This is a genomic window from Shewanella sp. Scap07 (genome assembly GCF_013394145.1).
GTDB classification, from domain to species: domain Bacteria; phylum Pseudomonadota; class Gammaproteobacteria; order Enterobacterales; family Shewanellaceae; genus Shewanella; species Shewanella waksmanii.
Map to the genome: position 1 here is coordinate 2337951 of NZ_CP041329.1, position 12276 is coordinate 2350226.

General features: G+C 45.3%; 12 protein-coding genes. 2 read left to right on the forward strand and 10 right to left on the reverse strand.

The window, feature by feature from the left end; all coding sequences use genetic code 11:
- Window positions 1-40 precede the first annotated feature (40 nt).
- Together FLM48_RS10215 and FLM48_RS10220 are read left to right on the forward strand one after the other, a co-directional pair.
- On the forward strand, window positions 41-1072 hold the full coding sequence (locus tag FLM48_RS10215) for an efflux RND transporter periplasmic adaptor subunit (RefSeq protein ID WP_372847479.1): 1032 nt from the start codon (window positions 41-43) through the stop codon (window positions 1070-1072).
- Window positions 1069-4164, forward strand: a complete 3096-nt coding sequence (locus FLM48_RS10220; protein WP_028773875.1) for an efflux RND transporter permease subunit — start codon at window positions 1069-1071, stop codon at window positions 4162-4164. The genes FLM48_RS10215 and FLM48_RS10220 overlap by 4 nt, the downstream gene beginning before the upstream one ends.
- A gap of 128 nt (window positions 4165-4292) precedes the next feature.
- Here FLM48_RS10220 and FLM48_RS10225 read toward each other — a convergent pair whose 3' ends face one another.
- From FLM48_RS10225 to crr, 10 genes are all read right to left on the reverse strand, one after another.
- Window positions 4293-4496 carry a DUF2897 family protein gene (locus FLM48_RS10225; RefSeq protein WP_179024562.1) on the reverse strand — a complete coding sequence of 68 codons (204 nt, stop codon included), beginning with the start codon at window positions 4494-4496 and terminating at the stop codon, window positions 4293-4295.
- 24 nt (window positions 4497-4520) lie between these two features.
- Complete coding sequence (gene kdsB, locus FLM48_RS10230; RefSeq protein ID WP_028773873.1) at window positions 4521-5258, reverse strand: 8-amino-3,8-dideoxy-manno-octulosonate cytidylyltransferase KdsB; 738 nt, start codon at window positions 5256-5258, stop codon at window positions 4521-4523.
- Between the two features lie 64 nt (window positions 5259-5322).
- Window positions 5323-6393: a 3-deoxy-alpha-D-manno-octulosonate 8-oxidase KdnB gene (gene kdnB, locus FLM48_RS10235; RefSeq protein WP_179024563.1), complete on the reverse strand. Its 1071-nt coding sequence runs from the start codon at window positions 6391-6393 to the stop codon at window positions 5323-5325.
- A gap of 75 nt (window positions 6394-6468) precedes the next feature.
- Window positions 6469-7653 carry an 8-amino-3,8-dideoxy-alpha-D-manno-octulosonate transaminase KdnA gene (gene kdnA, locus FLM48_RS10240; RefSeq protein WP_028773871.1) on the reverse strand — a complete coding sequence of 395 codons (1185 nt, stop codon included), beginning with the start codon at window positions 7651-7653 and terminating at the stop codon, window positions 6469-6471.
- A gap of 192 nt (window positions 7654-7845) precedes the next feature.
- Window positions 7846-8460: a carbonate dehydratase gene (can, locus tag FLM48_RS10245; protein WP_179024564.1), complete on the reverse strand. Its 615-nt coding sequence runs from the start codon at window positions 8458-8460 to the stop codon at window positions 7846-7848.
- 105 nt (window positions 8461-8565) lie between these two features.
- Window positions 8566-9399, reverse strand: coding sequence for an alpha/beta fold hydrolase (locus tag FLM48_RS10250; protein WP_179026340.1), 834 nt, complete (start codon window positions 9397-9399; stop codon window positions 8566-8568).
- A 17-nt stretch (window positions 9400-9416) separates the two neighbouring features.
- Window positions 9417-10130, reverse strand: coding sequence for a M15 family metallopeptidase (locus FLM48_RS10255; RefSeq protein ID WP_256871111.1), 714 nt, complete (start codon window positions 10128-10130; stop codon window positions 9417-9419).
- Window positions 10118-11254: a succinyl-diaminopimelate desuccinylase gene (gene dapE, locus FLM48_RS10260; RefSeq protein ID WP_179024565.1), complete on the reverse strand. Its 1137-nt coding sequence runs from the start codon at window positions 11252-11254 to the stop codon at window positions 10118-10120. The genes FLM48_RS10255 and dapE overlap by 13 nt, the downstream gene beginning before the upstream one ends.
- On the reverse strand, window positions 11254-11595 hold the full coding sequence (locus tag FLM48_RS10265; RefSeq protein WP_179024566.1) for an ArsC family reductase: 342 nt from the start codon (window positions 11593-11595) through the stop codon (window positions 11254-11256). The genes dapE and FLM48_RS10265 overlap by 1 nt, the downstream gene beginning before the upstream one ends.
- 165 nt (window positions 11596-11760) lie before the next feature.
- The gene (gene crr, locus FLM48_RS10270) at window positions 11761-12270 is read right to left on the reverse strand and encodes a PTS glucose transporter subunit IIA (RefSeq protein WP_179024567.1); all 510 of its coding nucleotides are present in this window, start codon (window positions 12268-12270) and stop codon (window positions 11761-11763) included.
- Window positions 12271-12276: the final 6 nt, after the last annotated feature.

A 12276-nucleotide genomic window follows, 5' to 3' on the forward strand; every position in this document is an offset into this window, starting at 1 on the left:
AATAATTTTAGTGTTCGCAGCATTGGCCGTCACGGTGTACATGCAGCTCGCACCGACCGACTCTACCCAACAAACCCGCCAAAGGCCGACTCCTAATGTTGTCGTTGCGAAAGCCATGCTGTCTCCTGTTCGAGATGAGGTTGAAGCGCTTGGTACAAGCAAAGCGTATGAGTCGATTACCGTGACGCCTAAAGTGAGCGATGTGATCACACTGATTAACTTTAAAGATGGTCAATTGGTCAACAAAGGCGATCTGATGGTGCAGCTACAGGACAGAGAGCAAGCTGCACGGGTCACCGTGGCAAAAGTACGGGTGAACGATCACCGTCGCGAACTTGACCGTATTCGCACCCTAGTGACCAGCCAAACAGTTGCTGAGCTTGAACGTGATAGGTTGCAAACGCTTATCGATACAGCAAGAGCAGAACTCGAGCAGGCTGAATCCGCTTTGAAAGATCGCCGCATCATTGCACCATTTAGCGGCCGTTTAGGGCTTAGACAAGTCAGTGCCGGTAGTCTAGTTACACCTGGCACGGTGATCACAACGTTAGATGATATCTCAATTATCAAACTGGATTTTTCAGTGCCAGAGCGTTTCTTGCAATCTTTAGAAGTGGGCAAAGATGTCGAGGCTAAAGCGGTTGCGTATCCCGATACTGTGTTCACAGGCAAAGTAGTATCGATTGACAGCCGTATCAACCCTACAACCCGTGCGGTGATCGTACGGGCAGAAATCGTTAATCCAGACTTACGCTTATTACCCGGTATGTTGATGAAGGTTAATTTAATCAAGCAAAATCGTGAAGCCTTGATTATCCCTGAGTCTGCAATCATTCCTATTCAAAGTAATCATTTTGTTTACCTAGTTAACAGTGACAATGTTGTTGAGCGTCGTCAGGTGCAATTAGGTTTACGCAAAAGAGGCTGGGTGGAGATTGTTGATGGCGTCGAGCTAAACGAACAAGTGATGATACGTGGCATATTGAAAGTTAAACCAGGTGATGAAGTAAAAGTGCAGTTTAGTGAGCGCTTTAGTTTTCTTGACCGAGCTAAGGTGGAACCGACAGTATGATCTTAACGGACTTATCGGTTAAACGCCCCGTATTTGCTTCGGTGATCAGCATATTATTAATTGCTTTTGGTTTAGTGGCTTTCGAGAAACTGCCATTACGAGAATACCCGAATATTGATCCCCCCGTGGTATCGATTCAAACCAATTATCGCGGCGCCAGCGCTGCAGTAGTTGAAAGCCGTATTACGCAATTGATTGAAGATAGAATTAGTGGCGTTGAAGGTATACGCCACATTAACTCTTCGAGCCGTGATGGCCGCTCTTCAGTCACTTTAGAGTTTGATATTGAAAGAGATATTGAAGCGGCTGCTAATGATGTACGTGATCGCGTTTCGGGCTTGCTGAATAACTTACCTGAAGAAGCGGATCCACCAGAAGTACAAAAATCTAACGGCGGTGACGAAGTGATCATGTGGTTGAACTTGGTTTCAGATCAAATGACCACGTTGCAGCTTACTGATTACGCTCGCCGTTATTTAGTCGACCGATTTTCGGTTTTAGACGGCGTAGCCAATATTCGTATTGGTGGTGGTAAAGTTTATGCCATGCGAGTTTGGATAGACCGCCAGGCGTTAGCTGCCCGAAATCTTACGGTGGCAGATATTGAGCGGGTGTTACGTTCAGAAAACGTTGAGCTACCGGCAGGTTCGGTTGAATCTGCTGAGCGGCATTTTACTGTACGATTAGAACGTAGCTTTAAAAACAAAGATGATTTTGCCAGCTTAGTATTGTCTGAAGGGGAAGATGGCTACCTCGTTAGGTTAGGGGATGTGGCTCGGGTCGAAATTGGCTCAGAAGAGGAACGTATTACCTTTAGAGGTAACCGGGAGGCGATGATTGGTCTTGGTGTATCTAAGCAATCTACTGCTAATACCTTAGATGTTGCCCGTGCTGCGAATCAATTGGTCGATGTGATCAATCCTACTTTACCCGCGGGTATGGAAATCAAACGCTCTTACGACAGTTCGGTGTTTATTGAGGCGTCGGTGAAAGAGGTATACCAAACCCTGTTTATTGCTATGGGGCTGGTGATCATTGTGATTTACTTGTTCCTTGGCAGTGTCAGGGCAATGTTAATACCTGCATTAACAGTTCCGGTTTCGCTTATGGCGACGTTTATCGTGTTATATGCCTTAGGTTACACCATCAACTTATTAACCTTGTTAGCAATGATTTTGGCCATTGGTATGGTGGTAGATGATGCCATTGTGGTATTGGAGAACATCCATCGACGCATTGAGGAGGGCGATAGCCCCCTAAAAGCGGCCTATTTAGGTGCACGGGAAGTCGCCTTTGCAGTGGTAGCGACCACTTTAGTGCTTGTGGCGGTGTTTATGCCTATTACCTTCCTAGAAGGTGATTTGGGTAAACTGTTTAAAGAGTTCGCTGTGGCGATGAGCGCCGCGGTGATATTTTCTAGCATCGTTGCACTCACCCTAAGTCCGATGATGTGTTCCAAGTTACTCAAACCTGCTGGGCAAGATCCTTGGTTAGTGCGTCAAATTGATAAAGGCATGACATCGCTTGCCAATCTGTACCAACGCATTTTGACTCGAGCAATGAAGCACCCGATTATTGTCAGTTCAATTATTCTTGCGGCTTTAGGTACAAGTGGCTATCTGCTGAAGGAAGTACCACAGGAGTTTGCTCCTCGAGAAGATCGCGGTTCAATGTTCTTGATTGTTAATGGCCCACAGGGTGCCAGTTTTGACTATGTTCAACCTTATATGGATGAAATCGAAAATCGATTAATGCCATTGGTTGAGGCGGGTGAAATCAAGCGTTTGTTAATCCGTGCACCTCGTGGTTTCGGTCGCGGCGCAGATTTTTCAAATGGTATGGCGATTATCGTGTTAGAAGATTGGTCTGTGCGTCGTCCTGCCAATGAAATAATTGGCGATATTCGAGGCCGGTTGTCAGATTTAGCTGGAGTAAGAGCCTTTCCTGTCATGCGCCAAGCGTTTGGCCGCGGTGTCGGTAAACCCGTGCAATTTGTACTCGGCGGTCCAAGCTACGAAGCGCTTGCTCAGTGGCGCGATATCATGCTGGAAAAAGTCGAAGAAAACCCTAACTTGGTCGGAGTAGACCATGACTATAAAGAGACCAAACCGCAATTACGTGTGGTGATTGATAAAGACAGGGCAGCTGACTTAGGCGTGTCGATATCGCATATTGGTCGGACATTAGAATCAATGCTTGGCTCACGCTTAGTGACCACTTTTATGCGCGACGGTGAAGAGTATGATGTGATCATTGAAGGTAATCGTGATAACCAAAACACGGCCAATGATTTAAGTAACATCTATGTACGCTCCGATCGTAGTGGTGAACTGATCCCATTGGCAAACTTAGTGAGCGTGGAAGAGTTTGCCGATGCCAGTCAGTTAAACCGTTATAATCGTATGCGCTCGATTACGATTGAAGCCAACTTGGCTGACGGATACAGCTTAGGTGAAGCACTGGACTACCTCAATGATATCGCCTATACCTATTTGCCAGCTGAGGCGGTGATTAGCTACAAAGGCCAATCATTGGATTACCAAGACTCTGGTAATTCGATGCTGTTTGTCTTTGTGTTAGCACTCGGCATCGTATTCTTGGTATTGGCGGCGCAGTTTGAAAGCTATGTACATCCTTTGGTCATCATGTTGACGGTGCCATTGGCGACATTAGGTGCGTTAGTTGGCCTGTACTTCACTGGTCAAAGTCTCAACATTTACTCGCAGATCGGGATTATTATGTTAGTTGGTCTTGCGGCTAAAAATGGTATTTTGATCGTTGAGTTTGCTAACCAACTACGAGATAAAGGCGTTGAGTTTGAGCAAGCGATAGTTCAAGCAGCCGCGCAGCGTTTACGTCCGATTTTGATGACAGGTATCACCACCGCCGCGGGGGCCATGCCACTAGTACTCGCTCAAGGCGCTGGTGCTGAAACCCGGTTCGTTATTGGTGTGGTAGTTCTGTCGGGCATCATTCTAGCGACATTCTTTACTCTGTTAGTTATACCGGTTGTTTATGGCCTGCTGGCGCGCAATACCGGCTCTCCGGAGGAGATTGCTCGTAAGCTAGAGCTCGAATTACAAAAAGACTAACGTTTTGGCATAAAGTCAGTTCCTAGTTAAAGTGGGGACTGACCAGCCTTAGTCGCTGTTGCCATTACAGCTAATAAAACAAAAAGGCCAACTTGTTAAAGTTGGCCTTTTTTAATGCTTTTAGGTCACTAATCAGGTTTGTTTGACTGCTGCTTGCTATCGCTATCGCCATCGCTTGGTTTTACCTGTTTATCTTGGCTGGTTTTAATCTTGCCATGGTCTTTACCAAACTGGGTCATCTTAAATTTGGCGCTGTACTTAAGTACTGCCAGGTTGCTGGCGATAACACCGACGACCAATAAAATCAGCAGAGCGACTTCCAAATCTGACATAGTAACTCCCTATTTAAGCGTGGATTAATCGACTGCGAGTCTAGCTTCACAAATACGAATATCTTCTGGGGTATCAACTTCTGGAGAATCAAAGGCACTAATGGCCACTTTAATCTTGTACCCATGCTCTAGAGCGCGCAGTTGCTCAAGTTTCTCTAGGTCTTCAAGGCGCCCAAGCGGCAACTTGGAAAAGGTCGATACAAATTTGCGCGTGTATGCATAAACACCTAAGTGTTTGTACACAGGGTAATCATCTGTGTCACGACCAAAAGGGATACGAGCACGCGAAAAATACAAGGCGTAAAAATCATTATCAAAAACCATTTTTACATGTTTAGGATCGTTGAGTTCATGCTCTTCAGTGATTTCGAAGCCTAGGGTTGCCATGCCAAATTCGCCTGGATGGCGTTCAAACAAACTAATAATTTGTTCTATTGAAATGGGGTCGATTAATGGCTGATCACCTTGAAGGTTGATCACTAAGTCATCATCGGCTAAGCCTAACTGGGTTATGGCATCTTCAATGCGATCAGTACCCGATGCCGCGTTAGGATCAGTCATAACGACTTGGCCGCCAAATGATTCAACAGACTCTTTAATCCGTTCATCATCTGTTGCGACATAGATATTGGTTAAGCCTTTGGCTAACGAAGCGCGTTCAACAACATGTTGAATCATTGGCTTACCGTTAATCGGCGCGAGTGGTTTCCCTGGGAAGCGGCTAGAACCATAGCGAGCGGGGATTAACAGAGTAACATTCATTACATTTACCTATGTGATTACAATAAAAGGGCGGAGCACTTTCTCCGCCCGATTGCCAGCTAGACTAGATACGACGGAACAGTTTAGTGAGCATTTCGTCGGTCACTTTCTCTTCCCAGCCTTCACCGTAAACATTGTCCCATAGTGGGCCCATGCTCTTAGTTACCGCGACCATTTTAGCGATCGTTTCATCCGGTAGGTCTTTACAGATGTTCTTTGGTAGCGTGATGCTGTGTTTCTTCATCATCTGACGGAATTCAGCTACGCCTTCAGGGTAGAACTCTTCTAACACATCAAAGGCTAAACAGTTACCGATACCATGGTGGTAACCCAGTACGTAGCCTAAGCCGTAAGATACTGCGTGGCATGCGCCCACTTGGCTGTAGGCGATACTCATGCCGCCCATGTAAGATGCCATCATCAGCTTGTCATCTTTTTCTGGGTGATCGTCTAAATAGACTTCGCGGCACAGATCCATAGATTTTTCTGCAAAGGCCTTAGCAAATTCGTTAAGGTAAGTCCCTTCTAATGACTCAACACAGTGAATATAGCAATCCATACCTGTGTAGAACCATTGATCAGTTGGCACACCATCAATGAGCTCAGAATCCATAATGATTTGATCAAATACGGTGTAATCTGAGTTGAGGCCGAGTTTACGTACTGGGCCGCAAAGTACCGCAGTACGTGACGCTTCAGCACCAGTGCCTGACACCGTTGGAATACCGATATGATGCACAGCGGCATGCTTAATAAGATCCCAACCTTGGTACATGGCGCTGCCGCCTGGGTTGGTTAGCATTAGTGATACGGCTTTAGCTAAATCTAGGGTTGAACCACCGCCCAAACCAATCACACTGACTGGCAACTTAGCATTATAAGCTTGAACTTGTTCAGTTAAATCATCGACTTGCTTAGTTGTAGGCTCATCATCAACGTTAACATAGATGACTAAATCTTGTGCTTTAGCAGGTACACGTGCACCTAATGGCTTGTCTTGGTGAACATCATCAACTAAAAAAACCACGAAATCATCGTCTGATTGACGTTCTTCACTAAGGACTTGGTCTAGCTGAGCGAAACTACCGCGACCGAAAATCATTTTTGGTACGCATTTGAAATTTTTGAAACTCATTACAACCTTCTCCATTGAGACGTTAACTGTAAAAAGTACCGCTACACCGCGTGGTGTAGCGGAAAGGAATGGGTTTTATGCGAAAGCGCGTTTGATATTTTCAATACGCTGCTTAATTTCGTCTTCTGTCCAAGACAGCTTGATGAGCATAGAAATAGTGCGGCTCATGATAGCGTCTGACTTAGGCACAGAAACCTGAGTATAGTCTGGCTTATCTTCGATTAATGTGATCGGCAAAGCAGCTGGCGATTGTAGCTCCTGAATGTGCTTCCAGTTAGACAGGTAATGCCAGTTGTTGATATACCAGTAGAAACAGCCATCAACGCCATTTTCAGCTAACTTCTTGTTGATCTCGATGGTACGCGCTTCAGTTGGCATAAAGAAAGTTAAGAAACCGGCTGAATCACCCTCTGGATCGGGGATTTCACGGAACGTGACCTCTGGAATTTCAGCCATGGCATCTTTAATCAGCTTTTTGTTGGTACGCTGAATATCGATGATTTTGTCCAGCTTACGCAGTTGCGCTAATCCCATCGCCGAGTTCATTTCTGAAATACGGAAATTTAGCCCCATAATTGGGTGGCCTTCGGCACCGCGGTCATTACCAACATGATCGTGGCCATGATCAGAGAACATATGGGCATGGTTATAGATGGTCTCATTATTGGTCATAATGGCACCACCTTCACCGCAAGTGATGGTTTTTACTGAGTCAAAAGAGTAGCAACCTACATCGCCGATAGTACCCAGCGCTTGGCCTTTATAGCTGCCACCAATTGCTTGGCAAGCATCTTCTAGGATAAGAATATTGTGTTTATCACAAATGGCTTTGATTTCGTCCATCTTAGCCATAGAACCACACATGTGAACCAAATTGATGGCTTTAGTACGTGGAGTGATAGCCGCTTCAATACCTTCTGGAGATAAACATAAGGTTTCATCAATCTCGGCAAAGACAGGAATCGCACCCGCCATAAATACGGCTTCGACAGAGGCTACGAAAGTAAATGGCGGCACAATCACTTCATCACCCGCGCCAATACCGGCTGCGGCCATCGCGGTTTGCAATGCTGCGGTACCACTCGATACAAGGTGTGCGTGCTTTGCGTTCATTTTTTCACAAAGCAGTTGCTCCATCTCACGCGTTTTCCAACGGTCATTACGCATGTGATCAAAGTTATAACGGAAGGTAAAACCATTTTCCATTACATCTGCAACTTCCTGTTTTTCTTCAGGACCAAATAATTCAAAACCAGGCATGGAGATTTCCTTAGAATTCGCTGCGCAACGTGCGCTAGAAATAAAACATAACTAAAAGATTATAACTGGGAAGGGGGCAAGACTGCGATGTTTATTAAGCAATATTTAAACAAAAATACCAATATTGGGTCTGTTAGCTTAAAGCCTAATCAATAAAGTGGCTGAAAACGCGTTGTTTTCAGCCATGCAGGCTTAAGTTGGCTTTTTCAACGTGTCGTTATCGACGGTCACATCAAGGTCGGATAATAGTCCGTTTTCAACGCTATAGATCCAACCATGAATGGCGACATTGTGGCCGTTTTGCCATGCATCTTGGACGATGTTTGTACTGGCAACATTGCCGACCTGTTCAATGACATTGAGCTCACACAAACGGTCAAAACGGGTTTTCTCGTCGAGTTTAGCTAATTCAACTTCATGCAGCCGTGAGATATCACGAATATGGCCTAACCAGTTGTCGATTAATCCGAGGCGCTCAGTGCCCATGGACGCTTTAACTCCACCGCAGCCATAATGGCCGACAACCATAATGTGCTTAACTTTAAGCACCTCAACGGCATACTGTAAAACGGATAAACAGTTTAAGTCAGTATGAATAACCATATTGGCAATGTTGCGGTGGACGAACACTTCGCCAGGCATCAAATCGATGATCTGGTTTGACGGTACTCTACTGTCTGAGCAACCAATCCAGAGGTATTCGGGACTTTGTTGTTCGGCAAGTTGTTTGAAGAAGGTCGGATCTTCTTCAAGAATTCGTCCGGCCCAACGGCGATTATTATCAAATAAGGGTTTGAGTAATTTCATATTTTAGCAAATACCTTTAATAAGATTGCTGGGCTGAGTGTTATCGAATCTAGCTTAGTAGGGCAGACTTGATTCGCTAATTGCATAGTTAAATAGTCGGCATATTTAGGCAAGGTATTTTCCTAAAAAGCTGAGTAATTGCTGGTTGATAAACTGACTTTGCTCCAGGGTTGAGATGTGTCCGGCATTGGGGATATGGACAAACTCACTGCCATCAATGGCATCATGCATCAAATAACCTTCAATGATGGGTCTGGGTTTATCTTCGGTGCCGTTCATGATTAACACTGGCAAGGTTAACTTATCGCTCTCTTCCATTAAATCGCGGCGACCAAAAATCATTTTGCCCATTTTATCTATGCTATCTAAGCTGTCGCCAGCGTAGCCTAACAAATGTGCTTCAAAAGCTGCATACAGCTCTGGGTTGTCGGTCTGGCAGCTTGACGCAAAAAACAAAGGGGCAATTTGATTAACCATTTCAGCAGGGATCTGCTGTAGCATGGTCATGGTGTCGAGCATCTGATTGTATTTAGCGCGACTGACTTCGGGTTCAAAACCGATAAAACAGCCAAGCATCGCCAAGGTCGTGACGCGTTTAGGCGCTAACAGGGCGAGCTCTGCGCCCCACATGCCACCTACAGATAGACCGACTACTGAAAACTTATCAATGCCAATGCTATCCATCAATTGCAAATACTGCTCGGCAATATTTTTCAAATTGGTGGTATTTTCTGGGACAGGACTGGATAAACCATGGCCCCACAAATCTGGCACAATACAACGGTAGTGTTCGCTTAATGCTGCTATTTGCGGCCACCACATGCTGCTATCCCATAAAAAACTATGGCCTAACAAAATGGTAGGGCCTTCGCCAATGTCGATATAGCTAATACTGCTATCGTGTAGCGTAAAGGTCTTACGGTGCGAATCGAGATCCAGTGTTAGGTTTGGGAGTTTCATATAACTTGTTCCTGTACGAATGCTTTGGGCGCCGGTGCCACTGTGAACACGTACTCCTTAACGAGTTCTGGCAATCTTGCAACTAGCTGCTGTTTTAACTGAACATTATTGGCGTTCAAAATGACAGCTAAGTCTTCTGCTTGATAAAGTTGAGTTAAAGGCTGGCTAACTGGGTAAAAACTATAATGCCAAGGCTCTGGACTGACGCCGCTGAGTCCTTGCTGGAATGGCCGGTAGAACCCAAAGCGATGGCTGTTTTTTTCTAACCACTCGTATAGTGCATTACATGGGCCGCCAGGCTGATATTCTGTGCTGATAAGTTGTAAATCTTGCTTTGAAATTGCACTAACATCAAATAAATCGACATCTGTACCCCAGTGGTGACGCGACGCTCCAGGCAGCGCTGACCATATAAGAATGGTGTCGATCAATTTATTTACAGTCAAATCTTGCCATGCGACAGGCTGATTGTGCTGGTCGAGTAACTGGCGCTTGCCGCTAGCTTTGTTATTCCATATCTGCATCTGCTTTTCAAAGCTACGGTAACCGCTACATAGGCTAATCGTGACGCCATCATCAAAGGCTGCTTGCTGCATCTTAGCTAATGCAATGGCGGTTTTTTGCTCCAGCAACTGGCCTTCAAAGGCAACTAAATGTTGCTCTTCGAGGCCATAAAGTGACTTATTTTTTATCTGGCTTATTGAGGGCACAACAGTTTTTCCAGTATGCGCTCATAGCATAAAGCCAGTAAGTCTAAATCGGCGACTTTAACGCACTCATTCACTTTGTGGATAGTCGCGTTAACGGGGCCAAGTTCGATAACATCCGCGCCTGTTGGGGCGATAAATCGGCCGTCTGAGGTCCCACCTGATGTTTGCGGATCCGTTTCAGTACCAGTGATTTCTTGAATTGCTTGCTTAGTTGCTTCTAATAGCGGCCCTTCACCTGTGAGGAAAGGTAAGCCGTTAAATATCCAACTAATGTCATAATCGAGGCCATGGGCATCGAGAATATTCAGAACTCTTTGAATTAGAATTTCAGCAGTGACTTCAGTTGAGTAACGGAAGTTAAACATCACTTCTAGGTTACCGGGGATCACATTTGATGCGCCCGTTCCCCCATTGATATTAGCTATCTGAAAACTGGTTGGCGGGAAAAATTCATTGCCATTATCCCATTTCATGCGGGCTAATTCATCTAAGGCAGGTGCTGCTTTATGAATGGGATTATCGGCTAAGTGTGGGTAAGCCACATGGCCTTGAATGCCTTTAACCGTTAGGTTACCTGTAAGGCTACCACGGCGGCCGTTCTTAACAATGTCGCCGAGTTTATGGGTAGATGAAGGCTCACCAACTAGTGACCAAGTGATCTTTTCATTACGCGCTTCTAAGGTATCAATGACGCGGGTTGTGCCATTAATGAAAGGTCCTTCTTCATCACTGGTGATGAGAAACGCAATTGAGCCATGATGGTCGGGGTTTTTAGCCACAAATCGTTCGGTGGCGACTAACATAGCAGCAAGTGAGCCTTTCATGTCGGCAGCGCCTCGACCGTGCAGATAGCCGTCTATGACTACCGGATCAAAAGGTGGGGTATGCCAACGGTTGAGATCGCCGACGGGAACAACATCGGTGTGGCCTGCAAAACAAAACAATGGACCGTCGTTGCCTCTTCGGGCCCACATATTGGTTGTATCTTCAAAAACCATCGACTCAATGTTAAAACCTGCTTGCGCTAAGCGTTGTGCCATTAATTCTTGGCAACCTTCATCGAGTGGCGTCACTGAAGGGCGAGAGATGAGATCCTGAGCGAGCTTTAAGACATCATCTTTCATTAGCTAAGTGCTCCTTGATAGAGTTCGGCCTTAAAGCCAACGAGTACTTGGTCGTCGAGCACCAATACTGGGCGCTTAATTAGCGTCGGGTGGCTCACCATTAAACTGATTGCTTTTTGTTGATCTATATCGGCTTTGTCGTTATCGCTTAATGCGCGAAAACTGGTGCTACGTTTATTAAAGAGGGTTTCCCAGTCAACTTGAGTCAACCATTGTTCGATGATATCAGCACTAATACCGTCTGCACGAAAGTCATGAAACTTAACCTCAATATTGTTAGTTTCTAGCCATTTTTTTGCTTTGCGAACTGTGTCGCAATTTTTTATGCCGTATAAGGTCAAACGTCAACTCCTTGAGCCTTGGTTTATGAGGGTTTGTTATTGTGGCATTGGCTTGCAAGCGACTCAATACCGCTGAGAATTAAAATTAATCGCTTTACTTTGCCAAGTGGTTATTTTTTGTGATTAACGCCAGGCCAATTAAACGGCCTGACGTAAAATTGGGGACTACAATTGCACGGAGAAAATAATGTCCTTGCCGGCTTCAATGGTACCTTGGTGCTTTTCGAGCTCTTTGATATCTTCCATGTTGGCTAAAACAACGGGTGTGAGCAGGCTTTCCACTTGATCTTTTAGGTAGTTTAAATCGAATTCTAAAATGGGATCGCCAACTTTAACCGTTTGTCCCTCTTCGGCTAAGCGTGTGAAGCCATTCCCTCGCAGTTCCACGGTACCAACACCAAAATGGACAAACAATTCTAAACCGTGGGGTGACTCGATACTAAACGCATGATTAGTTTCAAATATTTTGCCTATGGTTCCATCAACAGGAGCTAATATTTGATGGCCTTTGGGGGCAATGGCGATACCATCACCGACTATCTTTTCTGCAAATACAACATCTGGGACCTTTTCTATGGCAACAATCTCTCCTGAGACTGGTGCATAAACCTCTATTCCCCCGGCAATTTTGGTCTGTCCGGATACCAATCTACGAATGCGGCTTAAAAATCCCATTTGTAT